The 22,297-nt window shown below is 44.8% G+C and carries 15 protein-coding genes and 1 pseudogene; 9 read left to right on the forward strand and 7 right to left on the reverse strand.

What is annotated here, in order from left to right; translation table 11 throughout:
• Positions 1-127: 127 nt before the first annotated feature.
• From QUB44_RS25200 to QUB44_RS25215, 4 genes are all read left to right on the forward strand, one after another.
• On the forward strand, positions 128-958 hold the full coding sequence (locus QUB44_RS25200; protein ID WP_333371798.1) for an alpha/beta hydrolase: 831 nt from the start codon (positions 128-130) through the stop codon (positions 956-958).
• A gap of 261 nt (positions 959-1,219) precedes the next feature.
• Positions 1,220-2,665, forward strand: coding sequence for a xylulokinase (xylB, locus tag QUB44_RS25205; protein ID WP_333371800.1), 1,446 nt, complete (start codon positions 1,220-1,222; stop codon positions 2,663-2,665).
• Positions 2,666-2,912: 247 nt separating this feature from the next.
• The gene (locus QUB44_RS25210) at positions 2,913-4,178 is read left to right on the forward strand and encodes a glycosyltransferase (RefSeq protein ID WP_333371829.1); all 1,266 of its coding nucleotides are present in this window, start codon (positions 2,913-2,915) and stop codon (positions 4,176-4,178) included.
• Positions 4,165-4,464 (forward strand): hypothetical protein, encoded by a 300-nt coding sequence (locus tag QUB44_RS25215; RefSeq protein WP_333371802.1) that lies wholly within the window; start codon positions 4,165-4,167, stop codon positions 4,462-4,464. Before QUB44_RS25210 ends, QUB44_RS25215 begins: the two co-directional genes overlap by 14 nt.
• A 349-nt stretch (positions 4,465-4,813) precedes the next feature.
• Here QUB44_RS25215 and QUB44_RS25220 read toward each other — a convergent pair whose 3' ends face one another.
• Complete coding sequence (locus QUB44_RS25220; protein WP_333371804.1) at positions 4,814-5,632, reverse strand: FkbM family methyltransferase; 819 nt, start codon at positions 5,630-5,632, stop codon at positions 4,814-4,816.
• 288 nt (positions 5,633-5,920) lie between these two features.
• Positions 5,921-6,427 carry a hypothetical protein gene (locus tag QUB44_RS25225; protein ID WP_333371805.1) on the reverse strand — a complete coding sequence of 169 codons (507 nt, stop codon included), beginning with the start codon at positions 6,425-6,427 and terminating at the stop codon, positions 5,921-5,923.
• A gap of 137 nt (positions 6,428-6,564) precedes the next feature.
• Here QUB44_RS25225 and QUB44_RS25230 point away from each other — a divergent pair, with 137 nt between their 5' ends.
• The 5 genes from QUB44_RS25230 to QUB44_RS25250 all read left to right on the forward strand — a co-directional run bounded on the left by QUB44_RS25230 (position 6,565) and on the right by QUB44_RS25250 (position 12,436).
• Positions 6,565-6,807, forward strand: a complete 243-nt coding sequence (locus tag QUB44_RS25230) for a hypothetical protein (RefSeq protein ID WP_242720156.1) — start codon at positions 6,565-6,567, stop codon at positions 6,805-6,807.
• Positions 6,808-7,117: 310 nt separating this feature from the next.
• Complete coding sequence (locus QUB44_RS25235; RefSeq protein ID WP_333166770.1) at positions 7,118-8,200, forward strand: ATP-dependent 6-phosphofructokinase; 1,083 nt, start codon at positions 7,118-7,120, stop codon at positions 8,198-8,200.
• Between the two features lie 275 nt (positions 8,201-8,475).
• Entirely contained in the window at positions 8,476-8,898 is a 423-nt protein-coding gene (locus QUB44_RS25240; protein ID WP_333166772.1) for a thioesterase family protein, read from the forward strand.
• A gap of 249 nt (positions 8,899-9,147) precedes the next feature.
• Positions 9,148-10,596, forward strand: coding sequence for a slr1306 family protein (locus QUB44_RS25245; protein ID WP_333371831.1), 1,449 nt, complete (start codon positions 9,148-9,150; stop codon positions 10,594-10,596).
• A gap of 355 nt (positions 10,597-10,951) precedes the next feature.
• A complete protein-coding gene (locus QUB44_RS25250; protein ID WP_333371807.1) occupies positions 10,952-12,436 on the forward strand; it encodes a DUF697 domain-containing protein in 1,485 nt (494 codons plus the stop codon).
• A gap of 257 nt (positions 12,437-12,693) precedes the next feature.
• On the opposite strand, the pseudogene QUB44_RS25255 reads toward QUB44_RS25250, so the two are convergent.
• The 5 genes and pseudogenes from QUB44_RS25255 to purL form a co-directional block, all read right to left on the reverse strand.
• Positions 12,694-13,416: pseudogene (locus QUB44_RS25255) on the reverse strand (IS1 family transposase).
• A gap of 360 nt (positions 13,417-13,776) precedes the next feature.
• A complete protein-coding gene (locus tag QUB44_RS25260; protein ID WP_333371809.1) occupies positions 13,777-14,862 on the reverse strand; it encodes a DUF3474 domain-containing protein in 1,086 nt (361 codons plus the stop codon).
• Between the two features lie 605 nt (positions 14,863-15,467).
• A complete protein-coding gene (gene purF, locus QUB44_RS25265; protein ID WP_333371811.1) occupies positions 15,468-16,934 on the reverse strand; it encodes an amidophosphoribosyltransferase in 1,467 nt (488 codons plus the stop codon).
• 476 nt (positions 16,935-17,410) lie between these two features.
• The gene (locus QUB44_RS25270) at positions 17,411-19,396 is read right to left on the reverse strand and encodes a bifunctional serine/threonine-protein kinase/formylglycine-generating enzyme family protein (protein WP_333371813.1); all 1,986 of its coding nucleotides are present in this window, start codon (positions 19,394-19,396) and stop codon (positions 17,411-17,413) included.
• 218 nt (positions 19,397-19,614) lie between these two features.
• Positions 19,615-22,176, reverse strand: coding sequence for a phosphoribosylformylglycinamidine synthase subunit PurL (gene purL / locus QUB44_RS25275; protein WP_333371815.1), 2,562 nt, complete (start codon positions 22,174-22,176; stop codon positions 19,615-19,617).
• Between the last annotated feature and the right edge of the window lie 121 nt (positions 22,177-22,297).

Here is a 22,297-nt window from a genome sequence, read left to right on the forward strand (position 1 = left end):
TACAACAAACTACATTGAAATTTAGTCAGATTTAACTGTAGCATATTCGGGGTTCCAGTTAAGATGCGTTTACCCTGGGCCAGAAAGTGATGCAAGCAATAGAAGTCGATAGTCTCGAGAAAAGCCTGTGTCAGTAATTCAGGTCAACGGAATTGATTTGTACTACAACATTCAAGGTTCCAGCGAAAACGAGTCATTACTGCTGATAGCGGGGTTTGACAGCGACAGTTCAAGTTGGGCTGCAATGATGCGATCGCTAGTTAAGCAGTATCAGGTGATTCGCTTTGATAACCGAGGAGTGGGGCAAAGTGAAGCGCCAGACAGTCCTTACAGTATCAAACAAATGGCGGCTGATGCAGCCGCGCTGTTGGATTACTTGAGCATTTCTCAAGTCCATGTGGCAGGTCATTCAATGGGTGGACAGATTGCTCAAGAACTGGCTTTGGCATATCCAGAAAAAATCCAAAGTTTGATACTTCTCTCATCTTTGGCAAAGGGAGATGAAAAGTTTAATTCACTCATCAAATTGTTTGGCGACTTGACACAGAAATTAGAGGGAACGCTTTATCAGAGGGTGATCTTGCCTTGGCTGTTTACCGATGCGTTTTACTCGATTCCAGAGGTAATGGAACAACTGATCATCTGGATCGAGAATCAACCATTTGCGCCGACACCTCATGGACTGTATCACCAAAGCCGAGCTATTCTTGGCAGTGATACCAGCGATCGCCTTGCAAACATTCATTGCCCTACACTCGTTATGGTTGGCAAAGAAGACCTTCTTACTCCGGTCAGATTTTCGGAGCAACTAGCTCAAGGTATACCCAATGCTGAACTAGCTATCCTCGAGCAAGGTGGTCACGCCTTTGTCGTAGAGTCGGCGGATACTGTAGCGAAGGTCATGCTTGATTTTCTGGCGAAGCATAGACAACGCATCCTAGAATCCACACAGGAATAACTACTGCCCTGTTGCTTGAAGCCGATGGTGTCCAAGCCATCTATCTGCCCCCCTATTCGCGTGAGTTCAACCGCATATAGAAATGCTCGGCTTGGTTGAAAAGTCGAATTCGCAAACAGCTACACCACTTCCATACTTTGCGCGATACGACGGAAACGGAAGCCGTTCTTAAGACAGTGTCCTAATATCTATGGCGACGGCTATATTTGGCAACAAATCTAATTTTGAATTCTTAACTTTTAAGTATTTGAGGATAACCTAATGCTGCTTGGCATAGATTTAGGAACAGGCTCTGCTAAGGCATTGCTCCTAGCGACAGACGGAACGGCTGCTGGTGAAGCATCAAGCTCTTATCCTGTTCGTGCACCCCACCCTGGATGGGCTGAGTCGGAACCAGAAGATTGGTGGTTAGCTGTTGCCTCGGCTGTGAGGAATGCTGTAGGAAATCATGCCGATCGAGTACAGGCGATCGCACTTTCAGGGCAAATGCACGGTGTTGTCCTAGCTTCGGACTCTGGTCAGCCCCTGCGTCCTGCTATCCTCTGGGCAGATACTCGCTCTAGTGCCGCGCTTAACACTTATCATTCGCTCGATGCCGCTATTCTAGAGCGCTTGGGCAACCCGGTTACGGCTGGAATGGCGGGCCCAACTTTGTTGTGGCTGCGAGAACACGAGGCTACTGTCTACAGCGAAGCGCGTTGGGCACTTCAGCCCAAAGATTGGCTGCGGTTAAGGATGACTGGAGAAGTCGCAACCGAACCATCTGATGCTAGCGGTACTTTGCTTTATGATGTGGTGTCGGACAACTGGGCAAGGGAAGCCATTTCAGCGCTGAATCTACGTAGTGATTGGTTGCCAAAAATTATCCCGTCTAGTGCGCTCGCCGGCTACCTAACAATTGTTGCTTCAAAGCATCTTGGCTTAAGAGTTGGCTTACCTGTTATCGCTGGTGCTGCGGATACCGCAGCGGCAGCGCTTGGTAACGGACTACTAGAGCCTGGTTTGGTTCAACTAACCATCGGCACAGGCGCTCAAATCATTACACCTCGATCGCAACCAATTATCGCTCCTCATGGTCGCACCCATCTCTATCGAACCGCCCTACCTAACCAGTGGTACACCCTTGCAGCAATGCAAAATGCCGGGTTAGCGCTTGAGTGGGTGCGAGGTATCCTCGGCTTGAGCTGGCAGGAAGTCTATACTAAAGCGTTTTCTGTTCCCCCAGGATGTGAAGGATTGACATTTTTGCCATACCTCACAGGTGAGCGAACTCCACACCTTGACCCCTATGTACGCGGGGCATGGGTAGGGCTTGGACTTCATCACACACAGGCGCACTTGATGCGGGCAGCTTTAGAGGGAGTTGCTTTTGCCTTGCGACAAGGTTTTGAGGCACTTGAGGCAACAGGTTTTAAAGCCACAGAACTGCGTTTAGCAGGCGGTGGAACCGCAGAAATGCCTTGGAAACAATTACTGACTGATGTATTGAGAATACCCCTCTATGCAACTACAGTTGCTGCTGCTTCCGCGCGGGGTGCTGCTCTACTGGCGGGTATCGGAATTGGCATATACGCAGATGCTAATGACACGAGCAAACTGGCAGCCACACCAACGCTTGCTGCAACTCCCCAATCAGTTGATCCAACCCTAGAAGAGGCTTGGATGCGATATCAATCGCTTTATCCACAGCTTAAAAAAATGTCATAGGAGTTATGCCTCAAGGAGGAAGTGCTATAAGCTATCTACAAATTATTCTTAACCTAAGACTACTTAATATCAGTCAAATAAAAAAACAAAATTTACTAACATAGTAGGTACATATCCCATGAATATAGTAAGTGGAATAAATCTCCCAAAATCACCCGATGCTTCTGGTTTATAAATACAGTGTAATGAATCTGCATCTATAAACTACCAGGAAGATGAAAAAAAAGTTGTCTTAAGTCAGGGTGGTATTGTCTCCTCAAATTCTTACTTCAATTCCTTTTACGAACTATTTTATACTAAATACACCACTCTTAGCTCTATCTACTATGTGCTGAAACTTGAAGGAGATTTCAAAGTTTCTGTTTACAGAGAAGTTAACGGAGAAAACAAAATAGAAATTATTTCTGAACAGAACTTTGAGAAATGTCAATTCTCAGAGCCTGTAAAAATCTTACCAATAAATCTCCTTCAAGATGAAAAGGCTGGCAGAATATATTTTGAAATAACCTGTTCTAGTGAACAGGCTGCATTTCAAGAGGCGTGGATAGCAACTGAGGAAAATAAAACTAGAGAGGTATCGTTAGCAATTACCATTTGCACCTTCAAAAAAGAGACTTATATCAAAAATACATTGACTGCGATTTTTCAAGATGAATTGCTACAAACTAAAAACTTCAAATTATTTGTAGTTGATAATGGTAGAACTTTAGACAAAGCTGATTTCACGCAGCCAAAGCTGAGACTGGTTCCCAATATAAATGCGGGTGGAAGTGGTGGTTTTACTAGAGGGCTAGTTGAAGCTTTAGCGGAAAACGTCTACTCTCATTTTTTGCTGATGGATGATGATATAGAGTTAGAAAGTCAATGTATTTATAGGTTGTTTTCTTTGCATGAGTACGCCAAGACTGATTTAGCAGTAGCTGGCGGACTGCTAAGTTTAGAGAAAAAGCATCTGTTGTATGAAGCAGGAGCAACGTACAACGAAGATTCTAAAACTAGAGGATTTGCGCCTGGGTCATTAACCGCTGCAAATCATAATATAGATCTGCGAAGTTCTAGTTCTCTCAACAGGTTACTGGTGGAAGAACATATAGATTATGGCGGATTTTGGTTTTTCTCTTTTTCTAAAGACGTTGTTGAAAAAATTAAATTACCGCTACCTTTGTTTATCAAGATAGACGACATAGAGTTTTGTTTAAGGATTAATGAGTTGGGTAACAAAATAGTAGCTTTTCCCTCAATGGCTGTCTGGCATCAACCTGCTTCGGCAAAGAAGTTAAATTGGGAAACTTATTATATTAGTAACGATCTAATAACTTATGCCATCCATTATTCGATAGAATATATGGATACAGTTCAGCATTTTACAAAAGTAATACTTGAGTCTTTATCAAGGTTTGATTATAACCATGTAGAAATGGTTATAAAATCTTTTGAAGACTATAGCCATCCTAAATCATTTGTAAATTTCTTACTCCCTCCCCTTAGTAAGGGGAGGGTTGGGGTGGGGTAAAAAATTTACGACTCATTTAGAATTGCTATATATAAAAGGACCAGATTTTATTAAAAACTCTGAGCCAGAAGTCTTGCACTTAAACATTATAAAGCTTAGTAAAAGCTATAATGACCAAAATCCGATAGAAGATAAATTAGCTGCTACTAACCTTTTGACTAGGTGGTTTAAAGTTGCTGCTGAAAGTAGTATTGAATGGTCATCGGTAAGTAGAGAATGGAAAAATGCTTCAAAGGAAATGACATCTACTATATTTTGGCAGCAATACCTTGGGCTAAAGAACTAGAATTGAGAGCCTCCATTGGTTGATGGTTGACAGCTTCGACCGCCAGCAACTCAACGATTCACAACAAAAGCGCCTTGGGATTAATGGTGGTAGTTGACACTGCCCCGTCATATCGATTCCGGTTGCACCGTCGCTGCTTGTTGACTGTTGACTGTTGACTGTTGACTGATGACTGATGACTAATGACTGTAGAAGGAGGGGTCAAAAAAATGAAAATTGCGCGAATTATTTGTTGGCAGCTTAATTCGACTTTACGCCCTTAGAAAACCAGTTTTTTAGATGTTGAGGATTAATTAAATAAGCGTGCGAAGTGCGACCCGGATTTGGTATCAGATGGAAAGAACTTGAGTTAAATGATGACATAATCTTCGCCCAAAACAGCTTGACTGACCTGTGGTTCCGGCTCTACTGGGTCGCTGTAATGAGTGTCAATGTGTCTGATAAAACTTTCCCGATAAGCTTTCAGATGCGAGTTAAGTGCTTCGATATCCTGCTGCCCGGTCGCGAAACTGCTATCTCTTCTAAATTGACCAGATTCCTTAACAAAAGCCATGTCAACTTGCCACAAAGCTGTATCAGTCGGGCGATATGCCAAATCAACAATATCGTAAGTTGCGAAGCCTTGGGACTTCATAAAACTCATTACATCATACATCTGACCGAACAAAGTAACTTCTACAATTACATATTCAGTCTGCTGCAAAATCTCAGTTGCTCCAGCTAAAACATCTAATTCCTGTCCGTCTACATCGACTTTAATTAAATACGGCCCTGATAAGTTTCTTTCCCTGCATATTCCATCGAGGGTAATTGCTGGTATGTTTCTCAAATAAGGATTGCTGCTGTCAGTAACGCGATTTTCAGAAAGTGAAGAATGCACCATACCGGGACTGACGTTTAGGGTGAAAACTCCCGATTCTTTGGTGGCTGCTGCAATAATGTATTCTGCACTTTTGAGATGGCGGCAAATTTTGGCAAGGTAAGGTTCATTTTCGGCGATTGGTTCAATTAGCAAATGTCGCGCATCGGGGAAAGTTTCGTAAAGGTTAAAAGTTCCCAATGCCGCACCGACATCAATCACAGTTTTTGGTTCAAAACCTAAGTTTTTAGCCAGCAGCAAGCTCCCGGACATCGAGTTTCTGAGAATTCCTGTTTGTTGTTGGCTCACAATTTTTTCCTGATTTCAATGTGGATAAACTTAATATTATGTCTCGCAGCAGAGTTATTGTATGTCCGAAGAGAGAAACGAAGCAATCGCCGAGGTTTGCGATTGCTTCGTTTCAGGTTGCAATCACAGAAATAGGTTTTAACTCAGATGTTGCACCATTGTCAATAAGCTTTTTATAAACAGGCTTTCGGGCCTGTTCCACAATATATAGTAAATTTTCTTGTGGAACAGGCTTTCCGGCCTGTTCTTGAGAATGGTGCAAGATGTGACTTTCAATGCAACCTCCTACTATTTTGCGGATTTCTGCGCCTTGTTTTCCGGTTCGACAGATTGCAAAGCTTGGTCGAGAATGGCCCGCGCTTCTTCGGCTTTGCTTCTAGCTTCTCGATAGCGGACGTTAGCTTGAGCAAAGTTTTTTAGAACCTTGAAACCATCTTTCAAACGACCAATTTCCTCGGCACTCACAGCCTCATCTGTAAACAAAATGTCGATCGCCGCCCGGATTTTGAGTGCTTCTTCGCGGGATTCCATTACTTTCAATTTGAGACTTGCCAAGTTGCTCAAAATCTGGACGGCTTCAGTAATCGCGTCCTCGCCGTCAGACGCAGCATCTTCGATATCCTTAACTTCAACAAACTGCTTGGGCCCAAATCCCTCCACGAGTTCCGTAGGCAGCTTGCCCTCATCCATGAGATCCATCAGCCGATCCATCGCTTCTTCCCGGGCTTTGGCTGAATCTTTCCCCTTGACAGTTAAAATAATTTCGGGGCTTTGAGGAAGTGTATAGCGAACCATATTTTGACAGCCTGTGCGCGAAAACAATTGAATGATATTTTATCTTTATTCGATCGCCAGTTGCAGCTATCAATCTGCTCCATTACCAACCGCTTGCCAAAACTTCACACATATACACTCAAAAGGAACCCTCGACAATGAAAGATAAATTTCTTAACTTGCTTAACTTGCTTTTAGTAGCTGATGTGTTTTTCGTCTTTGCCATTTTTGGGTGGTTTGTGATCGCAGTAGCGGGTCGATCAACTGGCGTGAATCTCGGTTTTGATTTGTGGTATAGTCTCTGGCAGCCCGTATTTAATCCCGCCCTGGGAATTCTTATGGGCGGTGCTATTCTCAGCGGTATAATTAACCAAGTTTCTAAACGCCTCAATCCCAAGTAAAATTGATGTTTTGTTGGAGACGGTGATTGGTGATGCTACTTAGTGGGCGATCGAACTTGTGGAATGCGTCAGAGATGAGGCACTCAATTAGGTCGATGAAGCTTGAAAATACATAAGTAGTCAAAAACGAGTGAAACGCTCCCCAAAGGAGCGATATCTTATGAAAGCCATCACAAAAGTTATGATAGCTTTACATTCTGTTACAGGGTAAAGTTTATTTTCGCTTGGCTATTTACGTCGAAAATAAAGATTGGACGATCGGGATCTAAAAGTATCAACTCATATTCGGATTAACAAAAGTCGGGCAATTATGGGAGAACAAAAATGTATCGGTATCCTCACTAGCGGGGGTGACTGTGCAGGCTTAAACGCAGTTATTCGAGCCGTTGTCCACCGCGCAACGGGAACTTACAATTGGAAAGTGATGGGCATTCGTCAAGCCACGAAGGGATTGATGAGTCGTCCCCCTCAAGCAATTCCCTTGGATATTGAGAAAGTAGACTCGTGGCTCACCATTGGCGGTACGATGCTAGGCACGACAAATGAGGGCAATCCTTTTGCCTTCCCGATGTCAGATGGGACTCTACGCGATCGTTCTGACGACATTATCGAAGGCTATCATCAACTAGGTTTGGATGCCTTAATTGGCATTGGTGGCGACGGCAGTCTCGCCATTCTCAGGAAGATTGCTCAACACGGCAATTTGAATTTAGTTGCTATTCCTAAAACTATTGATAATGATGTCGGAATTACCGAGCGTTCCATCGGTTTTGATACTGCGGTCAATATTGCGACTGAAGCACTCGATCGCTTGCATTTTACTGCGGCCAGTCACAGTCGCGTCATAATTGTTGAAGTCATGGGACGCGACGCTGGACATATTGCGATCAGTGCCGGAATTTCTGGGGGAGCTGATATAATTCTGATTCCCGAAATCCCTTACAAAATTTCCAATATCTGTGCCCAAATCCAAGAACGCCAAGACCGGGGAAAAAACTACTGTTTAATTATAGTAGCGGAGGCAGTTCGCACTGAAGAAGGCGAGTTAGTAATGCACACAAATCGCTTAGGTCAAAGTCGATTAGGCGGAATTGGTCAGTATTTAGCTGATACAATCTCTGAGTGCAGCGGTGCAGAAACTCGCGTCACTGTTTTGGGACATATTCAACGCGGAGGAACTCCTTCATCGCTAGAAAGATTAATTGCTTCGGCTTTTGGCGTCGCAGCAGTTGATTTAATTGCCGAAGAGAAATACGACTGCATGGTATCTTGGCAAAAGCGGGAAGTTGTGAGCGTTCCTCTGGAAGATGCGATCGCCAAATACAGACCTGTAGAGTTCAATGGTACTCTGGTTAAAACGGCCCGTGGTTTAGGGATTTGTCTGGGAGACTAAACAATTACCCGTCTGATTTCTCAAAGGTTTAGTCGGGGACGCACTCAGAACCACGAAACTGGGTTTTTCAACCGAGACTTAGGGTTTTAAGCCAGTGTATTGTCGTAAAAAACCAAGGTGATGACCGTCTGTGCTTCCAGGACTAAGATTAACCTGGAAGCAGTGACGTTTCAACTATATTAGTGTAACTTGCAATCAGTTCCGAGCGAGTATCGACCCAGAGTGCGATCGCACTCGGAACTACAAAATACCGCAACAAGTGGAAAGGTGAGAAATTGGCACCATTTACTGCACAAATTAGAGTGCGCCATTACGAAATGGACGCCCTCGGTCACGTAAATAATGCTGTCTACCAGCATTATTTAGAACACGCTGCGATCGAACATTTAGAACACTTGGGATTTACACTGGATCGCTACCGGGAATTGGGCGGCGTCTTTGTAATGCGACGGATAGAGATTGACTATTTGCGATCGGCAGCCGCGGGCGATCGATTGGAGATATCCACTTGGATCGAACAAATGCGCGGCCCGCGCGCTGTCCGCCGCTACGAAATTCGCTTAGCTGGAAGTGACGAAATCTTGTTAAAAGCAGAGGCGCTTTGGGTTTGGGTTGAAGTTACCACCATGCGCCCGCGAGCAATTCCCAAACAAATAATTGATATTTTTGAATCACAATCTCAAGCATTACCAACATAGAGAAAAAATAACTATTATATTTGCAAAATCCTGTAAAAATATATTGGTTTGTAGTGAGAACTTCAGTCCCCTATTCCCCGTTTGTAGAAGTGCAAAAAGTTGATTGTCGCCAAGACAGCAAATTCCGATCGCAAAAAGTCGGATCGCCCGCCTGCCAGTTTGGATGCCGCAGAGGTACGATGGAATATAGGGAGGGAGGCCAAGCCGGCGAAGGTTAAGCTTGGTGACAATACCCACAGGAAGGAAAAAATGACACTTAACTTGCGGCGACCGATTTTAATAGGCGGAATAGGACTTTCAGCAGCGCTGTGGCTGCTGGAAACTCTACAGCATTCGGGTTCAGAAATGGGCGAAACGGCACTCATCGGCTTGGCTGCTGCCGGTGCGGGGTATTGGTGGTGGAAACAACAATCCCCCAAACTCGAACTCGCACTCCCGCAACCCCTGGCGAACCGGGAAGCAGCCGAAAAAGCGATCGCGACTTCCGAAGCAGCCATTAAATTGCTGGCTTCAGAAGCTCAAAACTCCGCAGATCCTGCTAATCTAACAGCAAAGCTCGATCGGCTCAGAACCGAATTAGACAGACAAGATTTGCGGATTACCGTAACTGGCGGTAAAGCTGTCGGCAAAACTGCCTTAATTCAAGTTTTAAATTCTAATTGGGCATCTCAATACCCGCAAAAGCTTAGTTTACAAGAAACAGCAGCGCTGTTTGCTAATACAAATGCCGATGCCAAAATCGGCGGTGATTTAGTGCTGTTTGTAACAGCGGGCGATATCACCGATTCCGAATTTAAAACATTATCTCAGCTAGCTTCGGCAGGTCAGCGCGTGCTGCTAGTCTGGAACAAACAAGACCAATATTTGCCAGAACAGCAGTCGCAGGTTTTGAACTCTTTGCAGCAGAAAATGCAAGGAATATTGGGGACAGAAGAGATAATTGCGATCGCAGCTTCTCCCAATTCTATTAAAGTGCGCCGCCACCAAGCGGACGGCACAGTTCAAGAACGGATCGAAAATCAAATCTCTCAACTCGACGGGCTGACGGAAAGATTGACTAAAATCTTAACTGAAGAACGGCAACAGTTGGTCTGGGCGAGTGCAGTGCGCGAGGCTGCAAGTATCAAGCTAGAGGCAAAAACCTTATTAAATGCGGTCAGGCGCGATCGGGCAATTCCCATTATCGAACAATATCAGTACATCGCCGCCGCCGCCGTTTTTACTAATCCGGTTCCAGCTTTAGACTTGCTAGCAACAACCGCCATCAGCACCCAACTCGTAATCGATCTCGGCGCTATCTACCAGCAAAAGTTTTCCTTAGAGCAAGCTAAGACGGTAGCGGCAACTTTGGCGAGTCAAATGTTTAAATTGGGATTAGTAGAACTGTCTACTCAAACTATTTCTGGACTGCTCAAAAGCAATGCTGTCACCTACGTAGCAGGAGGCGCGGTGCAGGGAATTAGTGCAGCATATTTTACCAGAATTGCGGGACTGAGTTTAATTGAATATTTCCAAAGTCGAGAAGTGGAGAATGCTGGAATAGGCTTTTTAAATATCGACCAGTTGACTAAAACTTTGCAAGCAGTATTTATGCAAAATCAGCAAGTTTCCTTCTTGCAATCTTTCGTCAATCAAGTGGCGAGTCGCCTTTCATCTCAGGTATCTGGGCCCGAAATTGTTAAGTCGGTGGCCAATTAGAAGTAGTCCAGCATCTGATGTTGTTAAATTCGGTTGAGATCCCATGATATCGGTAGAGACACGGCACTGCCGTGTCCTAGCCGCAGCCCCTTAATAAACCGTAAATTCAGCGGCAAATTAGAAGTAGTCCAGCATCTGATATTAAATTCGGTCAATCGCCTAGGATATCTGATATTAAATCCGGTAGATCGCCCACGATATCCGTAGGGACACGGCAGTGCCGTGTCCCTACCTAATTCCCCAATAAAAAATTATAATTTTATGAAAAATTGTATTAAAATAAGAAATAGGATTTATGATTCGACGATCAATTATACCTGCTTAAAATATACCTGCTTAAAAAAGCCGATCGCCAATGGCTGACAATTCTATTCAAGAAAATCGCTTATCCCTTGCCCGCGCCAGTTTGCGCGAAGCCCTGGCGCGCTATTCCCACCTGCGCCAAGGCAAAAAAAACTCGAATAATACAGAATTAGAAGCGGCGCTGCAATATCAGTTAGATATCTTAACTTCCACCTCAGAAAAACTAGACCACAACATAATCCGCATTGCTACTTTCGGCTTAGTCAGCCGCGGCAAGTCAGCCGTATTAAACGCGCTTTTAGGTCACAAAATTCTGCAAACAGGGCCTCTCAACGGCGTGACTCAGTGGCCGCGTTCCGTGCGCTGGAGTGTGCCTTTATCCTTCCTTGACAGCGACGAATCGCCCCAACCCCCCCTTGGCAAGGGGGGGAAAGAAGGGGTGCAAGTAGAATTAATCGATACTCCCGGACTTGATGAAGTTGGTGGCGAAGTGCGCGGCGAAATGGCGAAACAAGTAACTCGCCAAGCTGACTTAATTCTGTTTGTCGTTGCAGGCGATATCACCCGCACTGAATATCAAGCACTGTGCGAATTGCAAACAGCTCAAAAACCGGTGATTTTAGTTTTTAATAAAATTGACCTGTATCCAGAATTAGACAGAAAAGCTATTTACCAAAGTTTGCAAGCGCTGGGAAATTCTGAAGAGTTAGCAGCCGCTGCGGTAACAGAGGAAACAGATAGCGAAAATTTGTCCGATCGCCCAAACAACCCATCTGATAAATCTACTGTAAAATCACCGCCTAAAACTGCCAAATCTTTAGAAATAGTCATGGTAGCAGCCGAACCAGCGCCGGTGCAAGTGCGGGTGGAATGGTCAGACGGAAGAGTCACTAACGAATGGGAGTCGCCGCCCGCGCAGATAGACGAACTCAAACATAAAATTCTCACAATTCTTAACAGAGAAGGTCGATCGCTCCTCGCTTTAAATGCTTTAGTTGAAGCTAGAGATGCCGAAGCAAACATTGCCCGTCACGTTCTCAAATTGCGACAAACAGAAGCCGAAGATTTAATCTGGCAATTTGCAAAATATAAAGCTTTGGCTGTGGGTTTAAATCCAGTGGCATTCTTGGATGTAATGGGAGCAAGTGTCGCAGATTTAGCCTTAATTCGCTCTTTATCCAGACTTTACGGTTTACCTATGACTGGTTACGAAGCGGGGAAACTTTGGCAGACTATTTTCTCCAGTGCTGGCGGCGTACTTTTGGGAGAATTGGGTAGCAGTTTTCTGTTGGGATTTGGCAAAAGTGCGGCGGCTGCGGCCCCGCACATCGGCTTTTCTACTTTTGCCGGAGTTGCTGTCACTCAAGCTAGTCTAGCAGCTTACGGAACCTACGCTGTCGGTCGCGCCGCCCAAGTTTACTTAGAAAAAGGCTGCACCTGGGGCCCCTTGGGACAAGATACGGTAATTCAAGAAATTCTCGCCACCATCGAGCGTAATACAATTATCGATCGCTTGCAGCAAGAGTTTAAAATATGACACAAACAACAGCCATTACTTAAATCATTCAAACTTTAGCAGATGTTGAATCTCGATTCAATATTACGCGAACTGAATCGGAGGGATTTTTCCCAGAATGGTATACAGATTTACCCGAAATTACAGAAGTCGATAAAGCCGCTCTCAATTTAATTCGGCGGCGATATCTTTATCATTTAAATGATGAAGCCTTATACCATTTTTTTAAAGATGTGATAGAGATAAAGGGTAGTGATAAATATGTAGTGATTAGATATTCATTTGCTCAAAACATAGTTGTAATGATGAATAAAATACCAAATAGCACCAATATGCTTTTCTAAATTTTTAGAAAATGAAAGACTCTTTCTTACGATCCGAGAAACACGTTGGCGCAAAGTATTATTAAATCTTTCAATGTGATTAGTTTTTCCACTGTTTTTACCAACTGGCTCATGGCGTAGCGAAGGAAAAATACAAGCATAAGCCTGCCAAAAATCTGTATAGCAAACAGCACATTGTCGATATACAGGAGGTAGAGAATTCCATAATTGTTTTGCTCCTTCTTCGCTACGATCGCCAATATAAAGACCAATAATTTCTCTGGTTTCTCTATCCATTGCTAACCACACCTATTGCTTATTTTCTTTGCAATCTACAAATGACCACAGTTCATGACATTCAACATTCAATCTGACTTTTTTTTTAGGTTTAACCTTTACTGTGCGTTCGATTGAGGCATATTTATTATTTACGTAATCCTGTAACCATTTTTGAGAAACACCCGTGCTTCTAGCTATACCAGCCAAATAAATATTCTCCAAAAGAAGTCGATCTATTAAATCTTTTGTTGTTGAGCTAATTACTTTGTTGGTCGGATTTTCGACAAATTGGCGACCGCAACTTTGACATTTGTATTTTGGCTTTTTATTATGAATTCTACCATTTTTAACTATGTGATTTGAACCACAATCAGGGCTGTCTGGGCGTAAAAATAGCATATTACATGACTAAACTAATGTTGGCAGAGAGCAAGGATTCCAGCAATAGTTACTTAGGATAGCATAAGTGTAACTAAATCTACATTTGAGCGCGTAAACAAATATTAAAATCACAAATTTTGATTGTGTTATTTATAAAATAATCCTATGTATTCAATTACTGTAATTAAACTTCACTACATATTTATTACTACCCCCAATTTTTTTCCCATAATTATGCTGCATCTTTACTCCCTCTGGGTTTGGGGTGGCTTGTCACCCCTCCAGATGTGGAACATCTGATGAAACACGCGCAAAAATAATGAAAAACCCGGTTTCTTTAAGAAGCCGAGTTTTTACGTATTCTATTGTTTATTTAAACTACTTAACTTCAGCCGATCGCCGACTGTTAGGTGATTCGTAGTAAACTCCAGAACCTGTATCGGAGACAAAATGACAATCCCAGTAAGAGCGAATAAAGCTCTTCCAAATTGGCTCGGTTGACTTGCGATAATAATCGCCCAACACTGGTTTAATTGCTTCCGTTGCCTCCTTCAAGTGATAGTGCGGCATGGTTGAGAAAATGTGGTGGGCTACGTGGGTGCCGATATCGTGATGGATGGAATTGATGATTCCGTAGTCGCGATCGATCGTAGACAATGCACCTTTCAAGAAAGACCAATCTTTACCGCGATACCAAGGAATGTCGGCTTCTGTGTGGTGCAGGAATGTTACCAAATCCAGCCACATCACAAACACTACATAGGGAACCAAGTAGAACTTGAGTAAAAACAGCCAACCAAACTGATAGGTTAGGGCGCCTAAAAAGCCTACCATCAGTACCAAGGATGCGGAACTCGTCAACACATCCCATTTTTCGGACGGACGGAAAATCGGGCTACCGGGCATGAAGTGAGAACCTACCCGATCGGGCGATCGGCGAAATAGATAAATTGGGTAGGCAAATAACATCAAATAAAAGCGTCCCAGCTTTTCGTACCAAGGCATTTGATTGTATTTGCTCTCCGATACCGGATACCAGCTTTCATCGTTATCTAAGCTGCCTGTATTTGCGTGGTGGGTTCTGTGACTAATCCGCCAACCGTGGAAGGGCACAAGAATTGGAGCGTGGGAGAGGTGTCCGATCAGGTTGTTGAGCCATTTGCTCTTAGAAAATGAACCGTGTCCGCAGTCGTGGCCCACTACAAACAATGCCCAAAACATGGTTCCCTGCATCAACCAAAAGATTGGGTAAAAGAGCCAGGAATCGAGGGTGTAGGCGATCGCATACAAACCTGCGATAATTCCAAGATCTAAAAAGAAATAAGCCAGAGATCTCCATGCCGAGGGTTCAAAACAGTGGGCTGGAATAGCTGCCTTGATATCAGCAAGAGTAAAAGGTAACTCTGTTGTACGAGAGGATGAGCCTGGATTGCTCGCGGGATTGAGAACAGTATTTGATTGCACGAAGTTTCCGATTTAAGCTGACTTGAGAAACCGCATTCCGCCTTCTTTTAACAGTCACTTTCGGCTCGCAAGGAGCCATATTTTTTACTCTGCAAGGGTTTCTAAAGTTCTTTAGTTCGCATGAACCGCCCATCCGCAATTCTCAAGCAAGCAAGTTGGCTTGGGGAATACTTGTATGGGAAAAATTAGTGCGATCGACCCTGTTATCTGAAAAAATCTCATGTGCCCGTTGTTGGTGCGAAATGCGACTTCAATCTGAGAGTGGACATCTGGAGGAACTACCTCCAGTCTGCAGGTAGCATACAGCGTTTCGAGCATAAATTGTGAACGAGAGTGTAGGGAAAAACCATCGATTTTAGATTGGCGATTTTAGATTCAAGCACAAATCTCAAATCTGTAATCTCCAATCTCCAATCGAAGTGTTGGGTTTCACGCAAGTTCTACCCAAGCGACTGTTCACTACAGTTCACCAATTCTGCAAGAATTGCTAAAGCTAAGTTAATGTAACATTTCTACACACATTCTGGCAATGAATTACCAGAAAAACTTGAAAATCCATAAATTGCGGAAAGTGACGGGCGATCGCTTTCTCGCTTTTTGATTTTCTAGGTTCCAGCTTTTTCTAATATGAGCTTAGACCGTTTTACCACTTCTGGAACGTCGATCGGATAATCACCAGTGAAACACGCCGAACAAAAACTCATCGGGTCTTCGTTAGTCGCCTTCAGCATTCCATCCCAACTCAAGAAAGCCAAGGAATCTACCCCAATTTGGGCGCCGATTTCTGCGACTGACTTAGTAGCAGCAATCAACTGATCTTGATTGTCGGTGTCGATCCCGTAGAAACACGGATGAGTCACCGGCGGCGAGGAAATTCTCATGTGAACGGCTGTTGCACCCGCATCCCGCAAGGCTTTGACAATTTTGCGACTGGTAGTACCACGCACGATCGAATCATCGATAATAATTACTCGCTTTCCTTCCAAGACATCTTTGAGAGGGTTGAGTTTCATACGGATTCCTGACTCCCGCATTGTCTGAGTCGGTTGAATAAAAGTGCGTCCCACGTAGCGGTTTTTAATCAATCCTTCGGCGTAAGGAATGCCGGAAGCTTGAGAAAAGCCGATCGCCGCCGGGATTCCAGAATCGGGAACGCCGATGACTATATCAGCATCAGCCGGAGATTCTGCTGCCAACAAACGCCCGATCCGCAGCCGGTAGCTGTACAAACTTTCACCTTCCATCTGGCTGTCGGGTCGAGCAAAATAGATCATTTCAAAGATGCAAAGTTTGCGCTTCTGCTGCTGACTCCAGTGGAAGGAAGCCATACCTTCCTCTGTAATCCAAACTAATTCTCCCGGTTCTACGTCCCGCAAAAATTCAGCACCGATAATATCCAAGCCACAAGTTTCCGATGCTAAAACGTATCGTACCGGAGTTGTGGGGAGGATGCCAATTACCAGCGGGCGGACGCCATGCGGGTCCCGGACTCCCATCACGCCTTTGGGGGTAGCGATCGTCAAACTAAAGGCTCCTTGGCACATAGCAAACGCACTGATCGCTGCTTCCAGCCAGTCTTTGCCCTTGTCTACCTCGGAGCCGATCGCCACTGCGATCGCCTCTGAATCCGTCGTGCTGACAAACTCGCACTTCCGAGACAGCAATTCTTCCCGCAATTCTTTAGTATTTACAAGATTCCCGTTATGCGCTAAGGCGAGACTTCCCAAACGGGTTTCTACGACAACAGGTTGAGCGTTGACAACCCGCGACGAGCCGGTAGTAGAGTAGCGAGTGTGGCCTACGGCTAAGTTACCCGGCAAGTGACCTAAACTCGATTCGTTAAAGACTTGGGAAACCAGTCCCATATCTTTGTGCAGGTGGACTGTTTCACCGTCAAAGGTGGCAATTCCTGCTGATTCCTGACCGCGGTGCTGCAAGGCATACAAACCGAAGTACGTCAACTTGGCTACATCTTCACCCGGTGCGTAGATACCAAAAACGCCGCAAGCTTCCTCGGGCTTGTCGGGTTTACTAGAATGCTCGTCAGCCGCGAAGGAATGGTTGGGAATCATAGATGGGTGGGTTCCTAATGGGGAAGGTGGTTTAGGGGGACAGTTTCAGCGGGAAATCTTGTTTGCGAAAGCGTCGCATAACTTAACATTCCCTTAATCTTGCCACGGATCTGTCATTATTTCCAAATCGTGTAGCATTTCAGACAGAAGCGATGCGGCGTTTAATGGCATTGTAGTATCGATCGCCCCCTGATCCTATATTAACCTTGATTAACTGCGGGCGAGGGATTCGGCGATTGAAAAATACTGTTGGCGAATTTGCCAAGGGTGTTACCCCTCACATCTGGAATGCAGCATTTGGGTTCACTCTTGGTAGTTAATAGCTATATGGTTAATTAAATATTTACTCCAGAGCCACTATTTTTAGGGTGAGGGGTGAAACCATTTTTAAATTCGCCAGCAGTCTCTTAAAATCGCCGAGTCTTAAAAGAAGATGCCTCGCGGGAGACTTACTGTACAGAAGCGAAAACCGGAAACTACGCGGAAACCAAAGCCACACGAAAACCGATGTCTGAGTAACGATCGCCCGCCAAATTGCTAAGACGATACGCACTGCGACAATTCACCGCAGTGTCCTTCCAGGAACCGCCACACCGCAGCCGGCGATCGTTTCGATCGTTGTCGAGATGACTGCACCATTCCCAAACATTTCCGTGCATATCATAAAGTCCAAAAGCATTGGGTGAAAAATTCCCGACATCAGTTGTTTGTTTGCGGTAAAGTCCCTTCGATGCCCCAGCATAGGGATTATTGCCATTATAATTAACTAAATCCGGGGTAATTGTTTCACCAAAATAGAAAGGTGTTTTAGTTCCGGCGCGGCAAGCATATTCCCATTCCGCTTCTGAAGGTAAGCGATAACTCTTGCCTGTTTTTTTAGAAAGCCGCTTGCAGAATTCCACAGCGTCATTCCAGCTTACTTTTTCGACAGGAAGTTTCGCACCTTTGAACTCAGAAGGGTTATTTCCCATCACCGCTTGGTATTGTTCTTGAGTTATCTCATATTTACCCATAAAAAAAGCAGGGATATTCACGGTACGCTGCGGCCCTTCATAGCTACTTCGTCCGGCTTCCGTATCGGGCGAACCCATCACGAAACTGCCGCCAGGAATTGCTACCATGTCTAGAGTAATACCATCCCCCATATTTTCTATAAAAGCCTGTGCTTTTCCTTGACGGCGGTTAGCGATTTGCCCCGTTGAGTTGACTGTCACTGTTTCAAAAGTAAAGCTTTTTAAAGCATTGGAAGATGGCTTAGGTTGTGGAGTTTCGGGTGCGGGTTTTGGAGATGGTTTGGGCGATGAACTTTTGGCTGTAGTTTTTGGAGATGATTTTTGAGCTGATGATTTAGGAGATGTGGCCGCCTTGTTAGATGAAGGTGGAAGATTTGGTGAAGATGAAGAAGTTTTGTTGTTCAATAAACTTTGACCCAGCACAGCTAATGCAAATCCTCCCCCAGCAAAACCCGCTAATTGCAAGAAACCTCGCCTTGTGGTGTTAGTTGGTAACGGCAAAGAGTGCTGTGGAATCACAGGAATTGTGGGAATTGGTATCGGTGCGGGAGATTGTCTTGACTGACCTTGAAAATCTATTAAAACTTCCTCGGCTGATTGATAGCGCTGCTGCATATCTTTTGCCAACAACTTAGATAAAATCAATTCCAATCCCTTGTCTATGGGAGTTTTCAAATGTTGCTGCCAATTTCCAGTCCAGCTATAACCGTGTTCCGTCCACAAACCATAAGGATGTACCCCCGTCAGTAGATGAAAAGCCGTCGCCCCCAAGCTAAACAAATCGCTGGCTGCATAAGCTTCACCCCCTTGCATTTGTTCAAGCGGTGCATAACCATGCGAACCAATTTGCGTTCCCTGTCGCGATATCACTGTTCCAGACAACTGTTTGGAAACTCCGAAATCAATCAGCATTAACAAACCGTCGCTGCGACGGCGCATAATATTCTCAGGCTTGATATCTCGATGAATAATTTTTTGTTCGTGAATAAAGTTGAGAACAGGTAAAAGTTCGAGTAATAGTTGCTTAACTTGGCTTTCTTGCAAAATTCCCTGATTTTGGAAAAGCGTCAACAAATTATCCCCATCCACAAACTGTTGTACGAGATACAAATATTTGTTGTCTTCAAAGTAGGCATCAAGGGAGGGAATTTGGGGATGTTGTCCTAGCTGTTGCAGTTGTCTAGCTTCTAGCTGAAATAATTCTACCGCTTTGTTAATCGCCCAAGTTCCCTGGACATCGGGTGCTAATTGTTTAACGACACAGCGTTGATTTAGTCTATCAATATCTTCTGCTAAATAGGTTCTGCCGAAGCCACCTTGACCGAGGAGTTTGATCATGCGGAAACGATTTCGCAGGATGGGTACGAGTTGAATACCGCAACTAATGCAATATGTTTGTCCGTCCGGGTTTTGAGGATTGGGGCAGTCGGGATTGATACAGCAAATCATTTATTTTAGGAATGATATTGTTTATATTATATAGTGTCTAAGAACCCCGACTTCTGTTATAGGTTTTTCTAAGAATCGTGAATTTTGTAAGAAGTTGGGGTTATTGCGCGTGTTTTAAACCCGGAGATCCCCCCTAGCCCCCCTTAAGAAGGGGGGGACAAGAACACTCAAAGTCCCCCTTCTTAAGGGGGATTTAGGGGGATCGAAACTTCAGGTTGTCAGACAGATGCAATCCGACGCTCGATCGCATTATAGAACCGATCGCCCATCTCACCCATCGCAACCTCAATTAACACTTGATTGTCAGCAGTCACAACCCGCAAAGGTGATTCAGCACAGCAAACTACACCAATTTTCTGCCACATTTTGGTCAAATGTTCTTGCAGGTAAGCTTCCCAAATTTCTTGATTTTTCGGTGCGACTGAAACTACAATGCAGTTGCCCATTTCACCAAACAAAATTTCATCCCAGCGGCCGACCTTTTCCGAATTGAAACTGAGATGAATTTCTGCACCCATTTTAGCAGAAATACAAGATTCCGCGAGGGCGATCGCAATTCCACCTTCCGCACAATCATGGGCAGAACCTACCCAACCTTGCCGAATTCCATCGCGACAAACCGATTGCACTTTTCTTTCTAACTCAAAATCTATCCTTGGGGGTTTCCCAGCTACAATCCCGTGAATTGCCGCTAAATATTCCGAACCTCCCAAAGTAGGAGAAGTTGCGATTTTTGAGCTTTCCGATGGAAGTTCTGAGTTTTGGGATGATTCACCAATTCCCAGCACATAAATTAAATCACCTTTCTTTAGCCAAGCTTGGCCAGCAAGCTTCTTCAAATCGGGAATTAACCCCACCATTCCGATTACCGGAGTCGGATAAATTGGTTGAGGATTTCCCTCAGCATCAACCGTTTCATTGTAAAGAGAAACATTGCCGCCAGTCACAGGCGTTCCCAACTCCCGACAAGCATCAGCAATCCCGCGACAAGCTGACGCTAACTGCCAATATCCGATCGGCTTTTCAGGACTGCCAAAATTCAAATTATCAGTAACTGCCAGAGGTTCAGCACCCACACAACTCAAATTTCTCGCTGCTTCCGCTACGACTGCTTTTGCACCTTCATAAGGATCGAGATAAACATAACGAGAATTGCAATCAACCGTTGCAGCAACTCCAGGAATAATCCCCAGGGGCGCTTCCTTCTTGCTAAGGGGGGGAGAAACTTTTGGAGTTTCCCTACCTTGTGCCTTTTTAAATAGAGGAATTACCTCTTCTTCCTGTTTGCTTTCGGAAGCTAGAGAAACAGCATTTTCTCTCTGTAGATCCCCCTTAGCAAAGGGGTGTACTTCTAGCCCTTTAGCACGGGAAGATTGGCAAGGTTCTAGCGGACGCAATCTGACAACCGCAGCATCAGCACCTCCCGGTAAAACAACAGTATTGTTTTGCACTTGATGGTCGTATTGGCGATAAACCCAGCGTTTAGAAGCGATGGTGGGAGTATCTAAAAGCGTCAGCAAAATCTGATTCCAAGTTTGGAAATTGCCTTTAACTTCGATACCTGTAACTGTGGATTGTGGCAGCGAATCCGCCGTCCATTCCCATGCTTTTTTAGCATATTCGGGCGGCTCTGTCAACAGTTCTCGGTGATAAATTGGCGTGTTATCTGCCAAAGCAGTCGCGGTAATTTCGGCAGCGATTTCGCCTTTAAATAGAATTCGGACGATCGGCTCTTCGATGACTGTCCCCGCTACTACCGCGTGCAATCCCCAGCGGTGGAAAATATCGATTAATTCCTGTTCCCGTCCTTTTTGGGCAACAAATAACATCCGTTCTTGGGATTCCGAAAGCAGGTATTCGTAGGGAATCATGCCGCTTTCTCGAACGGGAACTTTGTCTAAATCAAATTCAATGCCGACGCCGCCTTTGGCTGCCATCTCTGATGTGGAACAGGTGATTCCGGCGGCACCCATATCTTGGGCGGCGACGACTGCACCGGTTTTGAATGCTTCTAAACAAGCTTCAATTAAGGATTTTTCTAAAAATGGATCTCCTACTTGGACGGCGGGGCGATCGTCCATGGATTTGTCTGTCAATTCGGCACTGGCAAAACTTGCTCCTCCCATGCCATCTCGCCCGGTAGTTGAACCGACGTAAAGCACGGGATTTCCGATTCCCGATGCCCCTGATTTGACGATTTCTTGAGTTTCCATTAAACCCAAGGCCATGACGTTAACTAGCGGGTTGCCGGAATAAGCCGGATCGAAGTAAACTTCGCCGCCAACTGTGGGCACGCCGATGCAATTTCCATAGTGACTTATTCCCGATACTACGCCTTTGAACAATCTCTGAGTTTTAGCATCGTCTAAGTTGCCGAAACGCAGGGAATTCAAAAGTGCGATCGGACGAGCACCCATTGTGAAGATATCGCGGAGAATCCCCCCGACACCAGTTGCTGCACCTTGGAAAGGTTCGACTGCTGACGGGTGGTTGTGGGATTCAATTTTGAAGGCGAGTTGCAAGCCGTCTCCCAAATCTACGACGCCGGCATTTTCTCCGGGCCCGACGAGAATTCGATCGCCCTCTGTGGGAAACTGTTTTAATAGTGGCCGCGAATTTTTGTAACAGCAGTGTTCGCTCCACATGACGCCGAACATTCCCAATTCAGCTTTATTGGGATGGCGACCTAGACGCTGAACGATTTCTTCATATTCTTCTGGTTTGAGTCTTTCAGCGGCAATTTGTTCGGGGGAAAATGGGGATTCGGAGATGGGAGACATGGAAACTCGTTATAAACCACAGGCTTTATTCTAAATGCCCTGTGCTTGGTTAATCTACAATCTATAATCTAAAATCTAAAATCCCAAGCTTTTGGTTTGCTAATTTAAAATCTAAAATCTA

This window comes from Microcoleus sp. AT3-D2 (assembly GCF_036705715.1).
In the GTDB taxonomy this organism is placed as follows: domain Bacteria; phylum Cyanobacteriota; class Cyanobacteriia; order Cyanobacteriales; family Microcoleaceae; genus Microcoleus.